18 protein-coding genes and 1 pseudogene are annotated in these 18,042 nt (G+C 60.1%); 3 read left to right on the top strand and 16 right to left on the bottom strand.

Annotation, left to right across the window (positions count from 1 at the left end; all coding sequences use genetic code 11):
* Nucleotides 1-171: 171 nt before the first annotated feature.
* Together KIG99_RS20410 and rnk are read right to left on the bottom strand one after the other, a co-directional pair.
* The gene (locus KIG99_RS20410) at nucleotides 172-369 is read right to left on the bottom strand and encodes a hypothetical protein (RefSeq protein ID WP_226461943.1); all 198 of its coding nucleotides are present in this window, start codon (nucleotides 367-369) and stop codon (nucleotides 172-174) included.
* A gap of 86 nt (nucleotides 370-455) precedes the next feature.
* Nucleotides 456-866, bottom strand: coding sequence for a nucleoside diphosphate kinase regulator (gene rnk / locus KIG99_RS20415; protein WP_226461944.1), 411 nt, complete (start codon nucleotides 864-866; stop codon nucleotides 456-458).
* A 111-nt stretch (nucleotides 867-977) separates the two neighbouring features.
* Between rnk and KIG99_RS20420 the strand changes: the two genes are divergently transcribed.
* Nucleotides 978-1,880 carry a LysR family transcriptional regulator gene (locus tag KIG99_RS20420; protein WP_226461945.1) on the top strand — a complete coding sequence of 301 codons (903 nt, stop codon included), beginning with the start codon at nucleotides 978-980 and terminating at the stop codon, nucleotides 1,878-1,880.
* Here the strand turns inward: KIG99_RS20420 and KIG99_RS20425 are convergent.
* From KIG99_RS20425 to gdhA, 4 genes are read right to left on the bottom strand one after another with little or no spacing between them, the layout of a single operon-like run.
* Entirely contained in the window at nucleotides 1,837-2,580 is a 744-nt protein-coding gene (locus KIG99_RS20425; protein WP_226461946.1) for a Crp/Fnr family transcriptional regulator, read from the bottom strand. The genes KIG99_RS20420 and KIG99_RS20425 overlap by 44 nt on opposite strands.
* A 9-nt stretch (nucleotides 2,581-2,589) precedes the next feature.
* Nucleotides 2,590-2,847, bottom strand: a complete 258-nt coding sequence (locus KIG99_RS20430) for a hypothetical protein (protein ID WP_226461947.1) — start codon at nucleotides 2,845-2,847, stop codon at nucleotides 2,590-2,592.
* A gap of 7 nt (nucleotides 2,848-2,854) precedes the next feature.
* Complete coding sequence (locus KIG99_RS20435) at nucleotides 2,855-3,085, bottom strand: YdcH family protein (RefSeq protein WP_226461948.1); 231 nt, start codon at nucleotides 3,083-3,085, stop codon at nucleotides 2,855-2,857.
* Between the two features lie 28 nt (nucleotides 3,086-3,113).
* On the bottom strand, nucleotides 3,114-4,457 hold the full coding sequence (gene gdhA, locus KIG99_RS20440) for an NADP-specific glutamate dehydrogenase (protein WP_226461949.1): 1,344 nt from the start codon (nucleotides 4,455-4,457) through the stop codon (nucleotides 3,114-3,116).
* Between the two features lie 332 nt (nucleotides 4,458-4,789).
* Here gdhA and KIG99_RS20445 point away from each other — a divergent pair, with 332 nt between their 5' ends.
* Nucleotides 4,790-5,692, top strand: coding sequence for a LysR family transcriptional regulator (locus KIG99_RS20445; protein WP_226461950.1), 903 nt, complete (start codon nucleotides 4,790-4,792; stop codon nucleotides 5,690-5,692).
* A gap of 202 nt (nucleotides 5,693-5,894) precedes the next feature.
* On the opposite strand, the pseudogene KIG99_RS20450 reads toward KIG99_RS20445, so the two are convergent.
* The 10 genes and pseudogenes from KIG99_RS20450 to KIG99_RS20490 all read right to left on the bottom strand — a co-directional run.
* A pseudogene (locus tag KIG99_RS20450) lies at nucleotides 5,895-6,079 on the bottom strand (nucleotide-binding protein); the annotation flags it as partial.
* Between the two features lie 45 nt (nucleotides 6,080-6,124).
* Nucleotides 6,125-7,474 (bottom strand): virginiamycin B lyase family protein, encoded by a 1,350-nt coding sequence (locus KIG99_RS20455; RefSeq protein WP_226461951.1) that lies wholly within the window; start codon nucleotides 7,472-7,474, stop codon nucleotides 6,125-6,127.
* Nucleotides 7,475-7,491: 17 nt separating this feature from the next.
* A complete protein-coding gene (locus tag KIG99_RS20460; RefSeq protein ID WP_226461952.1) occupies nucleotides 7,492-9,387 on the bottom strand; it encodes a TonB-dependent receptor in 1,896 nt (631 codons plus the stop codon).
* Nucleotides 9,388-9,404: 17 nt separating this feature from the next.
* Nucleotides 9,405-10,166: an ABC transporter permease gene (locus tag KIG99_RS20465; protein WP_226461953.1), complete on the bottom strand. Its 762-nt coding sequence runs from the start codon at nucleotides 10,164-10,166 to the stop codon at nucleotides 9,405-9,407.
* Nucleotides 10,163-10,900: an ABC transporter ATP-binding protein gene (locus KIG99_RS20470; protein ID WP_226461954.1), complete on the bottom strand. Its 738-nt coding sequence runs from the start codon at nucleotides 10,898-10,900 to the stop codon at nucleotides 10,163-10,165. Before KIG99_RS20470 ends, KIG99_RS20465 begins: the two co-directional genes overlap by 4 nt.
* A gap of 2 nt (nucleotides 10,901-10,902) precedes the next feature.
* Nucleotides 10,903-12,021 carry a radical SAM/SPASM domain-containing protein gene (locus KIG99_RS20475; RefSeq protein ID WP_226461955.1) on the bottom strand — a complete coding sequence of 373 codons (1,119 nt, stop codon included), beginning with the start codon at nucleotides 12,019-12,021 and terminating at the stop codon, nucleotides 10,903-10,905.
* Nucleotides 12,014-13,378, bottom strand: a complete 1,365-nt coding sequence (locus KIG99_RS20480; RefSeq protein WP_226461956.1) for a radical SAM/SPASM domain-containing protein — start codon at nucleotides 13,376-13,378, stop codon at nucleotides 12,014-12,016. Before KIG99_RS20480 ends, KIG99_RS20475 begins: the two co-directional genes overlap by 8 nt.
* Nucleotides 13,368-14,804, bottom strand: coding sequence for a radical SAM/SPASM domain-containing protein (locus KIG99_RS20485; protein ID WP_226461957.1), 1,437 nt, complete (start codon nucleotides 14,802-14,804; stop codon nucleotides 13,368-13,370). The genes KIG99_RS20480 and KIG99_RS20485 overlap by 11 nt, the downstream gene beginning before the upstream one ends.
* 68 nt (nucleotides 14,805-14,872) lie before the next feature.
* Nucleotides 14,873-14,998: a hypothetical protein gene (locus KIG99_RS20720; protein WP_264180626.1), complete on the bottom strand. Its 126-nt coding sequence runs from the start codon at nucleotides 14,996-14,998 to the stop codon at nucleotides 14,873-14,875.
* 104 nt (nucleotides 14,999-15,102) lie between these two features.
* Complete coding sequence (locus tag KIG99_RS20490) at nucleotides 15,103-17,352, bottom strand: TonB-dependent receptor domain-containing protein (RefSeq protein WP_226461958.1); 2,250 nt, start codon at nucleotides 17,350-17,352, stop codon at nucleotides 15,103-15,105.
* A gap of 141 nt (nucleotides 17,353-17,493) precedes the next feature.
* On the opposite strand from KIG99_RS20490, the gene KIG99_RS20495 reads away from it, so the two are divergent.
* Nucleotides 17,494-18,033, top strand: a complete 540-nt coding sequence (locus KIG99_RS20495) for an RNA polymerase sigma factor (protein ID WP_226461959.1) — start codon at nucleotides 17,494-17,496, stop codon at nucleotides 18,031-18,033.
* The last annotated feature ends 9 nt before the right edge of the window (nucleotides 18,034-18,042 follow it).

Consider the following 18,042-nt stretch of genomic DNA (forward strand, 5'->3'; position numbering starts at 1 on the left):
ACTCCTAGAACGTATCTCCAATGATGTAGTGGGTCGGCAATCGTTTCTTTCCAGGTGGAGTCATCGAACATCTCGTACGGCGACCCGAACAGCACACTCACCAAGCTAAGCTTTGGTGAGTATGCAACACGCGAGAAAATATTGCTCCAACGGCTTGAGACACCCAGCCAATCACGGTCTTGCCTTTGAAAGACTGTACTCCCAGCAATGAAGAGCCATCTCTGCGGATTGCTCAAATGCAATACGGGCTACCTCGATATTGAGTTGGGTAATCCGCTCGGCTGCGATCAAGCAGTTATCGCTAAAACATGCAGCCGCCTCCAAGGCGTTCTTTTGTGTCTCTGCGATAGTAGTGAAAAATGCTTCCATTGGACTTCTCCGTTGTTATAAAACATCATTGACATAGTCTGCCGCTGGCCCTGGCCATATCAAACAGTACTATGCGGTTGGGAGGGCTATTCAGCACTCTGGGTAACGCTTGCGACCTTTAGGTAGCGCATGGAACCATCGGGAAACTCCCAGGCAATTTCCTGCCCCACCCGGAGTCCGATCAACGCACTACCCACTGGTGTCAACACGGAGATTTTGCCCATCGCCGGGTCTGATTCATCCGGATAAACCAATTCGATCTCTCGTTGTGTTCCGATACGGCAGTCGATATAAGTGCAACGGGCGTGCATGCGAACCACGTCCTCTGGGACCTGTTCTGTTTCGACTACAATCGCTCGATCCAGCTCGTCTGCCAATTTGTCGCTCATTACATATTGACGTAAGCGCAGATAGTCTGCTGTGCCGACAATTGGAGTTTCAAATCCGTCGGATTTGCTGGGTATTTTCTGGGCTAAAGCAAAATTTTGATGTGTCATGTGAGGGAATGTTAATACTCGCCTCACCATCAGACTAGGCAGAAAAATGGCATCACAATGTAGCCGATCAGGCAACAATGATTGGGGTTTATCAAGGGAGCGAAAGCATCAATGGCTGATTTGAATCTGATGGCAGTTTTCGCCCGTGTGGTCGAGGCAGGTAGTTTTTCGGAAGCGGCGCGGCGGATGGGGTGCTCGCGGTCGGCGGTCAGCAAGGCTGTTGCCAAGTTGGAAAAATCGCTTGGCGCTCACCTGCTGAACCGGACAACCCGCTACCTCAGCCTGACTGAAATCGGCGCCGCGATTGCAGAGCATTGTTCCCGTATCCTTGAGGAAGCAACGGAAGCGGAACAACTGGTCGGCAGCCTGAACAGCGAAGCGAGGGGGGTTCTTCGCGTCAGCGCGTCGGTTGCTTTCGGCACGCTGCATGTCGCGCCCGCCCTCGCCAAATTTTTGCCGCTCCATCCGGGACTCAAGATAGACCTCAGCATCACCGACCGCTGGGTGAACCTGGCCGAGGAGGGATATGACGTAGCTATCCATGTTACCGGCGACCCCCAGTTGAATCTCGTGGCACGTCCGCTGGCACCGGTCCGCCGGAAGTTGTGCGCGACACCGGATTACTTTCGTAGGAAGGGTATTCCTCAGACTCCCGCCGATCTGGTTGCTCACAACTGTCTGGACTACACGCGCTCTGGAGAGCCAGGGCGCTGGCGCTTTACCGGACCGGAAGGTGAGATTGCCGTACCGGTCAATGGCCCGTTGCATGTCGATGACGACGAGGCGCTATCGCAAGCCGTCCTCGGTGGGCTAGGGGTAGGCCTGTTGCCGACTTTCATCATTGGCAAGGATCTGCAAAGTGGCAACTTGCAGGCTGTTTTATCCGAGTACATCCCGGTCGAGCGCTATGTCTATGCAATGTATTTGCCGACACGCCACCTGCCCAGTAAGGTCAGGGTATTCATTGATTTCATGATTTCCCATATTGGCGAGGAGCCGTACTGGGACCGCTAGGCTGTTCGAATTGGTAGATGCTCAATCGTTTCATGCTGGGAATCGTCAGGTGCCGCCCATCGACCCGAATCAGGTCGAGATCACTCAGTTCATGCAGGATGCGCGAGAAATGCTCCTTGGTCAGATTTAGCCGTGAGGCGATGGCGCCTTTGCTGACCGAAAGGTCGATAGACACTGTTTCACTGCCCGGCTCGCCATTCTTCAGCTGATCGAGCAGGTAGCTGATGATGCGCTGTTTGCCGGTGAGCAGGGTGTAGCCTTCGACATCAAGCATCAAGTGATGTGTCTGGTGTGCCAGGCTGCCGATCATTTTGCGCATGATGCCGTGATTACGCTCCATTTCGCTGAAGACTGCCGATTTCGAGATGTGCAACAGCAAACAGCTGTTGAGTGCCTGGGCCGAAACAGCGTAGGGTTTCTCCAGGAACATCATGGCTTCGCCAAAGCTTTGGCCTTGTTGAACTATTTCTAGGATTTTCTCGACGCCCTGGGCCGAGGTGAACGACAGCTTGACCTGCCCGAAAACGACGATATGAAACCCGGTGCAGGAATCCCCGCGATGAAAGATGGTGAATCCCCTGTCACAGCGTACCTCGCGGGCGACCTTGGCGATCTGGGCGATGGCCTCCTCACCGAGTTCATTGAAGATGGCGCTATTCTTGAGGTGCGTTTCGATATTGACCCTCTGAAGATCGCGCATACGGGGTTCTTACGGCGCCTGGACGGCAGCAAATCTGCGTTCGCGGTTAGTCAGCAGAAGTCTTTTCAGCAGGATTTTTGCCAAATCTGCCGGCTTGCTGTTGGCTAGTTGCCGGCTTGTGCCCCCCGTTGCAGTCGAAACGACAAGAATCATCCCGGCAATCCAGTAGTTGCCGGTGATGATCTCGCCATCTATTTCACAGCTGACGGGGTACCTCTCGTACCGTCGATAACCAGGGGCGATCGTATTGCTGCGGAAGCCTTGCATGCTGTCTTCAGGGTTTGACGCGACTGAGGCTGATCTTCTGGAGCAGCCCGTATAGCTCGTCCTTAATCGCCAACTTTTTCTTTTTCAGGACCTCAATCTCATCGGGCGTGCCGGACTCCAGCCGGGACTCAATGTTCTTGATCCGCTGATCAAGCGTGTTGTGCTTCTCGAACAGGGACTGGAAGTACCTGTCGCTGGTCTTTAATTCGGAAATCAGGTCGCGATATTCAGGAAACATGGGGAGCTCCTTCGGTATTGAAATGGTTTTAAATTACGCCCTGGGCGAGCATGGCATCGGCCACCTTGACGAAGCCGGCAATGTTGGCGCCATTGACGTAGCTGATCTTGCCGCCTGCATCGCGACCATAGTTCAGGCAGGCTTCATGGATGTTGCACATGATTTCGTGCAGGCGGGCATCAACCTCGTCGCGCTGCCAAGAAAGACGCATGGCGTTCTGGCTCATTTCCAGGCCGGAAGTGGCCACGCCGCCGGCATTGCTGGCCTTGCCTGGGGCGTAGAGCACCCCGTTGCCTTCGAAGATCTTCACGGCATCGGCCGTCGATGGCATGTTGGCACCCTCGGCGACGCAGATCACGCCGTTCTTGACCAGCATCCTGGCATCTTCGCCGTCCACTTCGTTCTGCGTCGCGCACGGCAGGGCGACATCGACCGGCACATGCCACGGGCGCAAGCCCGGGTGGAAGGCGGCACCGACCCGCTTGGCGTAATCGCTGACGCGGCCGTAAAGATGGTTTTTCACCTCCATCAGTTCGGCCAGTTTTTCCGGCGTGAAGCCGCTTTCGTCGACGACAGTTCCACTCGAATCTGACACCGTGACGACCTTGGCGCCAAGGGCCATGGCTTTCTCGACTGAATACTGGGCCACATTGCCGGCGCCGGAAACGCTGACGCGCAGCCCCTCGAAACTGCGGCCGCGCTGCTTGAGCATCTGCTCCGCGAAATAGACCGTGCCGTAGCCAGTCGCTTCGGGACGGATCAGCGAGCCGCCGAAACTCAGGCCCTTGCCGGTAAACACGCAGTCGGCGCGATTGGAGAGCTTCTTCATCATGCCGGCCATGAAGCCGACTTCACGTCCGCCGACACCGATGTCGCCGGCCGGAACGTCGGTATCGGAGCCAACATGGCGGAACAGCTCGCTGACGAATGCCTGGCAGAAACGCATCACCTCGCCCGGACTGCGCCCCTTCGGATCGAAGTCGGAGCCGCCCTTGCCACCGCCCATCGGCAAGGTGGTCAGGGCATTCTTGAAGGTCTGCTCGAAAGCCAGGAACTTGAGGATCGAAAGGTTGACCGAATGGTGGAAGCGGATGCCGCCCTTGTAGGGGCCGATGGCCGAGGAGTGCTGGATGCGGTAGCCGCGATTGACCTGAACCTCGCCATGGTCGTCGACCCAGGCGACGCGGAACATGATGATCCGTTCCGGTTCGATCAGGCGGTCGAGCAGCCCGTGTTCGGCATATTTCGAATGGCGTGCGATGTACGGCCACAAGCTTTCGATGACTTCGCTGACCGCTTGCAGGAATTCAGGCTGCCCCGGATTCCGGCTGGCCACGTGCTGGATGAAGTCCTCAAAATTCCGGTAACGCATTGTCTCTTCCCTGTCTGATTGCTTGATGAATTTTTTGAAATCGGGTTAAGCCCATGCCGTCGTACCTTGGCAAACCCCTCCTTGATTGATATTCGAACGGCGACAATCGGCGCCCCGGTTTGGGGCGTAGAATTAAGGTGACACGTGAGCGGACTCAGCTGGGGGTCCCAACGACCATGCCGAACGAGCTGGTCTGGTCATGTTTGGGCGTCGTGTTGATAAGGTGGCTCGGCCGTTTTTGAAGGCTTTGATGATAGGGTTGGATACGGTGCTTGATAAGCCATCCTTTTTGAACAAAACTGTTTCTATTTTGATAACAGTTGGTGGGCGCCATGCACGATATCAATGACATGCTGTTCTTCGCCCACGTGGTCAAGGTCAGGAGCTTTTCCGCGGCGGCTCGACGACTCGATGTCTCCAAGTCGCGGGTGAGCAAGGCGATTGCCCGGCTGGAGAGCGATCTGGGCGTCCGGCTGCTACACCGGAGCACGCGCAGCCTTAGCCTGACCGATGTCGGCGAAGCGTATTTCGAGCACTGCGACCGGATACTGGAAGAACTGAGCTTGGCCGACACGACGATTTCCCGTCTGCACCAGGAGCCGCGCGGGAAACTGAAGATCAGTGCTCCCGTGGCGTTCAGTACGATGCATGTGGCCTCCGCCTTGCCGGAGTTCATGGTCCGCTATCCCGACCTGAACGTCGATCTGACCATCAGCGACCGACTGGTCGACCTGGCCGATGAGGGGTATGACATCGCCCTGCGTATTACCCGCGAACCCGGACAGAATCTCGTTGCCCGTCAATTGGCCCCGATCCGTCGAAAGATCTGCGCCAGCCCGTCCTACCTTGCCCGCCGGGGAATTCCGCTAAATCCCGAGGATCTTGGCCAGCACAATTGTCTGGACTACAGCTTCATGGATACCCAAGGGGTCTGGCATCTCAAGGGCGACAACGGCAATGTCTCGATCCCGGTCACCGGTAGCCTGCGCATCAATGACGACGAGGCACTTTCCCAGGCCGTGCTCGGCGGCCTCGGGCTGGCTCTGCTGCCGACCTTTATCGTCGGCAAGGATCTGCAGGAAGGCCGCCTGGTCGAGGTCTTGCCAGGCTATGTGCCAACCGAGCGTTTTATTTTTGCCGTTCATCTGCCGAATCGGCATTTGCCTTTAAAAGTCCGCGCGTTTATTGAGTTCCTTCTAGATCGTTTTGGACCTACACCGTATTGGGATCTTTAATATAGAAGTAGCAGCTTGGAGACTGAAAAAACAGGTCTGAAACTTAGCTTGAGTCCATAAAACAGTTATTTCCTGCCTCTAAAATATCTCTGTCAGCAACAAATGGCAGCACCTCGGCCAAAGCCGACCTTGGGCTGGCGGTCGGCATCCGACGGCAATGCAGCAATTAGCTGCCGCTCAACCGGGCGCGATCTGGGGGGGGTAGCGCTTGCGCCCGCCAAATCAGCCACCATCCACCGTCACCGCCGAGTTCAAGGGCATGTTCTGCGGCTTGAACGACGCCACGAAAATCCCGCACCGCTTGAGAAAGTGGCACAGGGCAGCGACCAGCGTCGATTTGCCAGCGTTGGAAGTGGTGCCTTGCACTATCAGGGCAGAACCGGTCATGGCGGCCTCGTGAAACGGGAGGCGCATTATCACATTGCCCTTAGTTCACCGTGCCAAGCCGTAATAACCATTTAAATAACGCACCAGCCGTGTTGTCTCCTCCTGCGTTAGCGACTCCACACCGCGTAGCTGGCGGTAGGAGTGCATGCGTGTCAGGCTCGGCGTCCAGTCGCTGCGCCGCGACAGTAGCAGACGGCGTGCGTCGTGGCAGGCCAGGCATTTTTGTTCGACCAGTTTTTCCGTGCCAGCACCGTCGGGTTTGAACTGGCCGCTGCGCACTTCCGCGGCGCGTTTCTGGTCCATCTCGGCCTTGCCGGCGATGCGTGAGGCGAACTGCACGTAGCAGACTTCACCGTCGCGCACTTCGCGGCTGCCCCGCCGTTCCTCGATATTGACCAGGTGTTCGACGTAGTCGCCGTTCTTCGTGCGGCGGTTGATGTTGTAGTTGTAGAACTCGGAAAACACCACGTCACCGTTGCGCAGCACCTTGACGGCCATTAGTTGGTCGTCGCTATCGGGCCGTTCCGGCAGGTAGGCGACGGCGCCATCCGGGGCGATGCGCCCGATACGGCCGCGTTCGTCGCCGGAAAACCACAGCACGCCATCCGCTGCCGCCGACATTTGCTGGATGTAGGTGGCGTCGGGCAGTTTCTGCTCGGTAAGTTTGCCATCGGCGGCGATGCGCCCCAGCACGAAACGGCAGTGATCGGAGAAGGCGAGGCCGCCGGCGACCGGCGTCAGGTTGCTCGGACAACTGTTCTCCCACGCCGCCACGGTGGTCCACTGGCCATCGTGCGACAGCGTCGCCAGTTGCCCTTTGGGCCGCGCTCCATTGTGTCCCGGCACGAGGATGGTCACCCAGGCGCGGTCCTGGCGGTCGAAGGCCAGTGAAGTCGGCCAGCCCTCGCGCACGGGAAAATCGTGCATCTTTCCCTGACCGTCGATGCGACCGACCTTGGCGAGCATCGCGCTGCCATGGCCGGCGTGTTCGTCACTGTCGTTTTCATGCCCGGACATCTGCGTGAACCACGCTTCACCCCGGCGGTCGACCGCGACCATGCCGGGATGGCCGTCACGAGTAGGAAATTCCCGAATGCGCCCGTCGGGTGCCAGACGACCGATCTTGCCGCCGTCCATTTCGACAAACCAGAGGTTGCCCCGGCGATCCAGCGTCAGGGCGCTGGGTTCGGCATTTTTCGTCGGCAGCGGATAGGCCTTGACGCTGCCGTCCGGCGCCAGCCGCGACACGGCATTGTTGTCGCCTTCGGTGAACCAGATGCCGCCGGTTTTATCCTCCACCAGTTGGTAGGAGCCGAAAGGCCGGCAGGCCTGCGCCGGCGTCGCCAGCAGCATGCTCAGGCTGAAGAGAACGGGGAAAATCGCTTGCTTGCGCATGCACAACTCCTTGCCAGTCAAAAACGCAAAATGAATTCGCCGCGCAGGGTGCGCGGTTCGCCATGCCAGAAGAAGCCGCTGACGTAGTCGCGGTCGAAGACGTTGTCCAGCGCCAGCGTCGCTTCCCAGCCTTTGGCCCGCCAACTGGTGGCCAGGTCGAGCACGTCGTAGGCCGCCTTTTTCCAGCGGTAGCCCTGGCTATCGACCACGGTATTCGCTTCGTCGGTGTAGGCGCTGCCGACCAGGCGCCATTTGGCGCGGGCGGAAAATCCTGCGGTCGACGCGTAATTCAGGACAAAATTTGCCTTGTGCCGGGGCATGTCCGGCAGCGCGTTGCCGACCAGTTGCGGCGCCGACTGGTCGCGGACGATACGGGTCCGGGTGTAGGTGTAATTGGCGTTGAGCTGCCAACGCTCGGCCAGCGGCTGCGACCAGTGCGTTTCCAGCCCGTACGCCCGCACCTCGCCGACGTTTTGCGCCTGCTGCACCACCGGCGAACCGTAATCGAGGATGCGCACGGCGATCTTGTCCTGCCAGCGCGTCGCAAACAGGGTGATGCCGCCGTTGCCGCCGGCCAAGTTGCCGAGCAGGGCGAGGTCGGCGGTGGTCGAGCGCTCCGGCTTCAAGGCCGGGTTGGCCAGCGTCACCGAGCCGGCGCTGACAAAGCCGTTGTACAACTGCGTCGCCTGCGGCGGCGAAAAGCCGCTGCCCAGGCTGCCGCGCAGGCGGGTGGCTTCGCCCAGCGGCCAGGAAAGGGCAATCTTCGGGCTGGTCGCCGCCTTGACCACACCGCCGCCCAGCGTCTCCTGCCAGGGCGGGCCGGCATCGACCACGCGTGATGACACGTAGCGTTGCCAGTCACGGCGCAGGCCCAGTTCCAGACGACCGGCGCCGAGCGGCATTTCACCGGCAGCGAACAGCGCCTCCTTGCGGATCAGCGAATCGGCCTGCGTGCGCAAAGCGCGGCTGGCGTAATCGCTGGCGCTGAATTGTTCCGACAGTTCGATCAGGCTGCCGCCCAGCCGCCCCTGCCAGCCGCCGTCCTGCCAAACCAGCGCCGCCGAGGCCTCGCGCTGGCGGGAATTCTGGGTCAGCCACTGGTCCGCCGCCAGGCCGGCGGCGTCGATACCGCTACCGCGATCCCGCACCCCGGCCGTGGCGTAACGATCTTCGCCCAAGGCGGCCTCCAGAGACCAGCGTTCGTTCACCTTCCAGGAAAACTGGCTGCGGGCAGTATCGGTTTGCCAGTCGAAGGCCCAGTTCGGGCGCCCGAAAAAGGAACGGTTGTCCGAGTGCTTGAGGTTCAACGAACTGGCAAAATCGCTGCCGTTCCAGGCCAGCTTGCCGTCCACGGAAGTGCCTCGGCCATGCTCGTCGGCCACTGTGATCTGGTAGGGAAAAGGCGAGCACGGCACGGTGCGGAAACCCTTGTCCTCGCGGCTTTCCGCCAGCAGCGCCCAGGCCAGCTCGGCGCGTTCGCCGCTGCCGCCCACCCGGGTATAGCTGCCGCCACGGGAATCCAGCCCCTGCGTCAGGTTGACCGCAGGATTCTGCCGACCGCCGGCCGGCCGCGTCGTCACCGCAATCGCCCCGCCCATCGCCTCGGCGCCGAAACGCGCCGACGCCGCGCCGCGCAACACTTCGATGCGCTCCACCTGCTCCGGGCGCAAGGCAGACAACTCGCTGACGGAAGAAACGAAGCCATCGACCACCACGGCAATGCCGCGCACCCCGCGCATGCTGATGACGCTGTTGTTCTCGTCCAGCCCGACTCGCCGCTTCAGCATCTCCAGCAAGCTGGCCGGCTTCTCGCGGGCGATGTCGGCGGCGGTGATAACCGAGACGTCGGTTTCAGCCGTGTTTTCGCCCTGCGCCAGCACACTCGCCGGCAAGCTCGCCAGCAGAAAAACCAAGCACCAGCTCCGCCGCATCACCAGGTGAAATTCCGCAGGCGACGCGCCGCCACCCAATCGGCCAGCGGCACGAGAAGCAGTGTGGTCGCCGCCAGTCCCGCCGCCACCCAGTGGGTCGGCAGACTGCCGCCACCGGTCGCATAGGCCGCCCGCAGCCCCTCGCTGAGATAGGTGGTCGGCAAGAGCAGCGCCACGCTGTCGAAAGGCGGAATCAGCATGGCGAAGGAGTAGAAGGTACAGCCGAAAAAAGTCATCGGCATCATCAGCAGGGAAAAAATGTCCTGCCCCTGTTTTGGCGTGGCCGGTGCCAGCAACACCACCACCGCCAGCAACGAAAATAGCAGCGAGCCGAAAAAGCAGAAATAGGCGATCAGCAACCAGTTTTCCGGGACGATGCCGAGGATGATCCAGATCAGGCCGACCGCCACGGCGGCGCTGGCCATGCCGTAGAGCGTGCCGCTGGCGAGCAGGGCCAGCAACAGCGCGCGCACGCCGACCGGAGACAGCAGCCAGGCTTCCATGGTCCGGAAGTAAAAGCCGGACAGGATGGAACTGCCGACCACCAGATACGGCGCGCTCATCAGCGAAATCGCCACCACCCCCGGCGCCATCACCGCTGCATAGTTGCCGGAATTTCCTGCCGGCAGCATGCGGCCCACGACATAGCCGAACACGAAGAGATAGATCGCCGGTTGCAGCACCATGCGCGTGAAGCTGACCCGCAACGAGCGGCACTCGACAGCGAAATTGCGGGCCAGCATGGCCCAGACAAAACTCATCGCCCATCCTCCGCGCCCGCCGCTTCCTGAAACAAGGCTTCCAGGCCGCCATTCAGCCCGGTCGCCAACGCCGTCGGCGTATCGCAGGCGACAATCCGGCCCCGGCGCAGCAACGCCACCCGGTCACACAGGCGCTCCGCCTCTTCCATGTGGTGGGTAGACAGGAAAACCGTGCCGCCGCCATCGCGAAAGTCGCGGATATGCCGCCAGATGCTCGCCCGGATTTCCGGGTCTAGACCGCTGGTCGGCTCATCCAGCACCAGCAAGCGCGGCGAGGTGAGGAAGGCCTTGGCCAGCATCACCTTGCGCTTGGTGCCGCCGGACAGGTGCATGATTTCCGCAGCGGCCTTGTCGGTGAGGCCGAGTTGCTCCAGCCAGTGACCGACCCGCGTCGTGATGTCAGCCCGGCGCAGGCCGAAATAACGGCAATGGAAAACCAGGTTAGCACGCACATCCAGATCCACGTCGAGGTTGTTCTCCTGGGGTACCACGCCCAACTGGCGTTTGATCGTTTCCGGCTGCTCGCCGGGATCCAGCCCCAGCACGCGCACCATCCCCCGGCTCGGCCGCATCAGGCTGGCCAGAATCTTGATGAGCGTGGTTTTTCCGGCGCCGTTGGCGCCAAGCAAGCCGAATACTTCCCCCGCTTGCACTTGCAACGACAAACCGTCGAGCGCGTGCTGCCCATTGGGATAGACGACCCCCAGATTGTCGACAACGATAGCGGGTGACATTCCTACTCCACCCCGATGGCCCTGCGCAGACGACCGGCCTGCTCGACATCGGCCATGCCTTGCGCCAAATCCGGCGCCAGCGCCCGGAAAGTGGCGTGTATTCGCCCGCAGTAATCCGCCGCCGGCAGCTCGATATTGCCGTTCGCCAGGGAGGCCTCGGCATAACACTGCCCGCCGCAGACGCCCCGCACCGCACACGCCTGGCAACGCGGCCGGCCCGCCGTGGTCGCCGCGGCAAAACGGGCAACGATGCGGCGCGAACGCGCATCGGGATAGTCATCGACATGGCCCATGGCCAATTCATCGACCCCGACAAAATGTTCGCACGGGTAGAGCATGCCGTCGGCAGCCAGGGCCAGGATGCCGCCCCCGGCCAGGCATGGACGCTCCGCATCTTCACCAGCCACCGTGTGAACGGCCAGACGCAGGGCATGCTCGCAAGCCGTCGACGTTTCGCCGGCCAGCAGCGCCCGCAGGCCGCGCCGGTTGAGTTCGACCATGACGCGGCTCAGTTGCTGCCGCTCGACCACCGACCAGTGCACACCCTGGGCCGGCAACACACGCACCGACTGGGCGCCGAGCGTGGACAGAAAAGCGACCGTTCCCACCACCTGCCCGACATTGGCCGGCGTCACCGTGGCCCGCAGGGCAAACGGGATGCGCCGTTGCCGAAGCTGTTCGAGATTGTCCAGAATAACCGGGAATGCCGGCCGACCATCGCGGAACACCCGCCCGCTGTTCGCCACGGCATCGCCATCGAGACTGATCGCCAGGTAAGCGATGTGCCTTTCGATGAAATCGAGCATCGCTTCATCGAGCAGCGTTCCGTTGGTGGTCAGGGCAAAGGACAGCCCGCGCCCGCTTTCGGCCGCGAGGCGGCTGGCGTGGCGAACGGTTTCCTCTAGCAAGGGGAAATTGAGCAGCGGCTCGCCGCCGAAGAAGGACAGGGTCAGCCGTTCGCCGGCCAAGGGCAGCAGGCGCTCCAGGCCTCGCCGCATGATGGCCTCCGGCATATGGCGTTCCGCCTGGCCGAAGCCGCCTCCGGCGGCGTAACAGTAGGTGCAGGCCAGATTGCATTCCTGGGCCACCACCAGATAGAGATTGCGCAACACTTCAGACATGGGAAGGCGGCGGCGCGCCGATCATGCCGCGCACCTTGCGCAACAACACTTGCGCCTGCTCAGGCCGTCCCACGGTGTCGACAAAGGCCACCAGCACCTTCTCGGCCACGGCCTTGAAAACAGCGCAATGGCCGCGATCCGGCTGGCGGACGGAACCGCTCTGGAACCAGGCATTGGCATAACAGCCGCCACCACACAGGTAACGCGCCCAGCACCGCTGACAGCCGTCGACCGAACGCAGATCAAGGCCGGCGAAATCTTCGTGCAGGCGCTGGAAATCCGGACTGGCCGGATCGTCCACCCGTCCCATGGCAAACGCCGACTGACCGGCCAAGCCATGGCAGGCATAGATAGCCCCATCGGCCATCACCGCCAGGTCGCGCCCGATGTTGCAGTGGCGCAGCAGGCGCCGCTTGGTCAGCAGGCCGGCGACGATCTGGAAGGTGTATTCGTGCCAGGGTTCGGCGGCTTCGTCGAGGTCGGCCAGGTCCGCCGCAGCGTTCCCGGCCTGCATCGCCACGTAACGCTCGAACACCTCGCCGGCCAGCGCCCAATCGGCCTCTGCCGGCCCGAAAGCCGGGGTAAGGGCGGCATTGTCGGCTCCCAGGCTGCGCAGGTAGGCGAGGGATTCCTGATAATGGCCCCCCCCCTGGGCGGTCAGCGTTCCCTTGACAGTAACCCGCAAGCCGGTGTTTTCCTTGAGCAAACGAATCGTCGCCACCGCCCGGTCGTGAACGCTGTGTTCGCCCTTTTCTGCATGGCGATGCCGGTCATTGACCGCCTTGATGCCGTCCAGACTCACCGTCACCGCCACGAAATGACGATCCAGCAAGGCCAGTATCTCGCGGTTCATGACCGTGCCGTTGGTGGTCAGGCTGAAGTCGATGCGAATATCCCGTTCCCGCCGCAAACGTTCGGCGTAGTCGACCAGGGGTTCGATCAGGCCGACGTTCAGCAGGGGTTCGCCGCCATACAGCGCAATGGCATAGAGCACGCCCGGTCGCCAGAAGAAGCGGTCAATCGCCGCCTTGGCGGTGGCGAAGGACATCATGGCCAACGGCGCCACCGCCCGCCCGCGCTGGTTGTAGCAATATGTGCAAGCCAGATTGCAATCGTGGGCGGTGTACAAACACAGGCTGCGCACCTCGCCTTCATCACCTCCAACGGGCGGCAGATCGGCTTTCCCCCTGCCCGCCTCCGCCGCGAGCATGGCAGCCGCCTCCGGTGGCACCTCGCCATGCCCGGCCAGCCAGGATTTCAGGCGTTCGCCGATGCCTTGCGGCACGGCATAGAACTTGCCACTCTCGGGAAAATAGACGATGCCGGCCTCGACGATGACATGGCAATCAGGCGCCATGCACTTCGCCCTGCGCCCGGCTATCCGCTGCACCACCACGGATCGCATTGCCCAACCGAGTGACCAGTTTGCTGCGCTGTTCCGGTTGCTCCATCAAGGCCACCAGATCGGGCAGCAGTTCCTCGACGACGGTCTTGATGTATTGGCAATGGCGCGCTACCGGTGGCGAGATACTGCCATGCTCGGAGAATGAGAACTTGGCGCATGAACCGCCGCACAGGTAGCGCGCCCAGCAGTCGCGACAGCCCTCGCGATTGTCCACCGTGGCATCTATGAACTGTTGGCGGATGCCCTGGTAACGTTCGCTGGACTTCAGTTCGGGATCGCTGACGTTGCCCATATTGAAATCCTCCAGGCCGACGAAGCGGTGGCAAGGATAGACATCCCCCTCAGCCGTCACCGCCAGCAGGTTGGTCCCGGCATTGCAGTGATAGTAGGCATGGCGGCGGGAAACAAAGTAATAGAGGATGTAGAAGGGATACTCGAAAGCCACCGGCGCTTCGCCATCCATGATGCTGGCGAGACCGCGTCGGTTGATGTCCACAACCTGTTTCAGGAAACGCTGGTAGTCGGCATCGCCGATATAAAGCGGGCCATCCTTGGGCGCGTCGACATCGACAATGCCGATACCGCCAGGATTGAAGCTTTCCATATGCTGATAAATTTCACCCACCTGATCGCAGCCGGCGCGAGTAACGATGGAGCGGAAGGACCAGCCAAAAGGCGCATCCTTGGTCAGCTTGCGGATATTTTCCTCGGCCAGGTCGTAGACGCTGTCGCCAGACTTGGCCACCCTTTGAGCGTCGTTCAGTGCTTTCGGGCCATCCAGACTGAAGGTGACATCGCTGATGTGTTCCCGGAAAAAAGCATCAATTTTCGGGTTGTACAGGGTGCCGTTGGTGACGATACAGAGATTGATATCCGCCTTGCCCTCGTCACGGTAGCTCCGCACCAGCTCAGCGGTCTTCTCCATCAACGGAAAATTCATCAGGGGTTCGCCGCCGAAAAAAGTGACAAAGTGCTTGCCTTCTCCTCCCGAGAAAAACTGCTCGAAGGTGCGGTTCATCACCGTTTCGCTCATGCGGCCACGCTTGCCGTATTCGCCTTCGTTGCCGTAACAATAGGCACACTTCAGATTGCATTCCTGACAAACGAAAAGATAGGCGCCAATTACCTTGTCGGTAATGTCCTCCGGCGAACGTACCGATTGCGCCGGTTTGGCGCGCTCCATGTAACGGTCGGCAAACTGGTTAACCTCCTCCCAGCGCGTTGCTTCGCTATCGCCATCGAGTGTTCGCGCCACTTCCACTTTGCGCAGCACACCGTAGGTTTCGGCATCAATGGAAAACAGCGCCACCGGCAGCGTCAGAAAGAGAAAATGGCGATCATCTTTCCGAAAGACATGAAAATTCTTTTTTTCGAGCATGGTTTTTCCAAGAGGGAAGCCCGGCCACGGGCGGTTTCGTTAATGGTTGGAAAAAAAGCCGGCGCTGTTCAGCGCATGGCCCCGCACTTGCACATCATCCCGCCTTGCGTGCCGCAGCAAGCCATGGCGGTCATTACTTCAAATGCTTCATTACAGCCTTCCAGAGTCTCAAAACTAATTTCCTTGATTTCCATGTGAATCTCCTTGAAGAGTTTTTGCGCGTGGCCAGGCTAAACAGGTCAGGTATGCCGCGAACGGCGCAAGAAGCGGTCGCGGCACCTTTTGCAGATCAGGCTTGCTAGAACTTCGCACTCACCCCAGCCCAGAAATTGCGGCGATCTGCGTGTTCGTATTCCCAGACGACGTATTTGCTGTCGAACAGGTTGTTGACCGCGACAAACACCTCGCTACCGGGTACCGGCAGCTTCATGGAAACCTTGGCGTCGGCGACGAAATAGTCGGAGGCACGATGGTCGGAGGTATTGGCATCGGTGAAATAGATGGAACTGACATAGCGGCCGCCGATGCGCGCCTCCCATTGACTGGATGGCGCGTAAACCAGACCCAGATTCAACTTGTGGGGTGCGATGCGCTGGGTGTGCTTGCCCTCCAGCGTCGTGTCATTGGGATTCTTGCGAATCACCGAGTCGGTGTAGCTGTAATTGGCATAGGGTTTCCAGCCGCCGGGCAGGCTGCCGTCAAAGCCCAGTTCAAAGCCGTTTACCGTCGTCTTGCCGATATTCACGTACTGCCAGGCCGGGCCGACCGGGATGGTGGAAATCTTGTCCTGATAGTCGGTGTGGTACAGGGCTGCGCGTAACTTGCCCCAGGGTAGCTGGTGATTGGCCCCGATCTCGTAGGTCGTTGAGGTCTCCGGCTTCAAACCGGTATTGTCGAGCCACATTGGATTACCGCCAGACGATTTCATCCAGTTCAGTGCCGGCACATAGGCCGTTCCGGCAGACAGATAAACCGAACTCGCCGGCGACAGGTGGTAGCGCAGACCCAGCCGTGGATTGAAGACGCCGTCCGATGAATCGGGATAGGTCGTCGCACCGTTGCTCTTGTCACCATGCATCTTGATCCAGTCGTAGCGCCCCCCAACGGTCAGCGTCAGATCATCAAAACGATGCTCATCCTGGGCAAACAGGCCAGTTGTCGTTTCCTGAGAATCTGTACGGGAGCTACCTCCATTCAGGAAATCATCCCAACCGACTTGATACCAGGCTGTTTGATAGGACGCTCCAACAATCAAGGTGTTGCCAGCAACTGGATGCAGTTCCGTCTGCGCTTCGACGGTATCCGTCCGGCTCTTGCGATACCAGGTGGCAGCGAGAATATAACTGCCCATGTTGTAATTCCACGCTTGGTCATCCCACGGCATGAATTGCAGCAATTCCGCATGGCGATATGTCAATTTGACCGAGTTTTGATTGGCAAAATCCTTGCGGTACCCAAGTGAATAAGCATCACCTTCGTTCTTGACGCGAAAATTGGGACGCCCACCGAACATGTCCGTATCAGTTCTGAATTGCTGGAAGCCAAAGGTGATTTCCTGATCGTCTGACGGGCGAATACCACCATTGAGGTTCCATTTTTTATCCGTCCATGCCCTCGATTTCAGATCTTTGCTTCCATCCGGATCAAGTTCCCGTTGCGCGACATAGCCATCTGTACGGAAATCGAACACGGACAACCGAAAGTCGACTACTTCGTTCGCCATCCCGGCTGCCGCCCCAAATGACCGCGCATCATGCGAACCCAAAGCCGCTTCTACCTCAGCCCCGGCCGGACCGCTCCAGCGTTTCGGAATAACGTTGACCACGCCGCCGATCACGTTTGGCCCATAAAGTGCAGACGCCGGACCACGCACGAGTTCGATCCGCTCGACATCCTGTGCAACAAGAAAATTGAAGCCACCACGGCCAACCACGCTCGATATGGACGAGTCGGTCGGCATGCCATCGACCAGAACCACCGATGTCGCGCCAGCGAATGAACCGCCAACCCCACGTATGGAAGGACCACCGTTGCCCCCTATGGCCGAACTTTCATTGAAGTCCACCCCTTCCATATTGCGCAGGGCGTCCTCCACCTTGAGCAGGTGCTGGCGCCCGATGTCCTTGCTGGTAATCACACTGACACTCGCCGGCACCTCATCAATCCGCCGCTCCGTCCGCGTCGCCGTGACCACGATTTCGCTCAGGCTCTGCTCGGCATGTGGAGCCGCGACAATCACGTAGCTGTCGCCATCGCGACGGAATTCCAGGCCGCTGCCTTGCAACAAACGACCAAGTGCCTCTTCAACACTCATTTCACCCCGAATGGCCTTGACCTTCTTGCTGCCGACGAGATCGGCCGCATGAACGATCTGCACCCCGCTCTGGTTGGCCAGTTGGCGCAACGCAGAAGCTAGCTCCTGCTGGGCAATTTCAACACTGACGTTCGGTCCGGCCAGCACAGCACCGGCCTGGCAGGCCAGCCATACAGCGACGGCAAGGTATTTGCGGACGTTCTCCGAACGGGCCGGCGTTTGTTTCTGCAGCATGTTTCCCCCTGATAACAAATGGCGACGAAATGCGCCTTCACCTACCAAGACGAATGCAGCGACGACCTCCCTACCTGAAACCGGCAAGCTGCGACAACATGTCACATGGAAATCACCCGGCAAGGCCTTTAGCATTGCCGCATGTCCTTCACCCTTGCCCTGAAGTCCCCTGGCGAACTCGACCTGGCGCAGCTTTACCGCGAGCATTTCGACCATTTGCGGGATTACCTGGCGCGCCGGCTCGATTGCCGCGATGCCGGCCGGGATGCTGCACAGGAGATTTTTCTTCGCTTGCTGCTGAAACCGCCGGTCGAGACCATTCAAAATCCCCGCGCTTTCCTGTTGCGCAGCGGGCGCAATCTGCTCATCGATCTGGCGCGCCTGGCCAAGACCCGGCCGCTGCTGCTGCCGATTGACGATTTTCAGGATTCCCTGCCCGACCCGGTGGCTGACCCGGCGCGCATTGCCTCGGCGCGGCAGCAACTACAGGCCCTGGCAGAAGGCATCGAAACCCTGCCGCCCAAGTGCCGGCAGGTTTTTTTCCTGCATCGCTTCGACGCCCTGACCCAGAACGAAATCGCTGCGCAGATGGGCATTTCGGCCAAAATGGTGGAAAAGCAACTGGCCAACGCCATGCTGCAATTGCGGCGCCTGTGGAGCAAGCATTCGGCTGGCGTTTGACATCCCGCC

It is taken from the genome of Quatrionicoccus australiensis, from assembly GCF_020510425.1.
GTDB lineage: Bacteria > Pseudomonadota > Gammaproteobacteria > Burkholderiales > Rhodocyclaceae > Azonexus > Azonexus australiensis_A.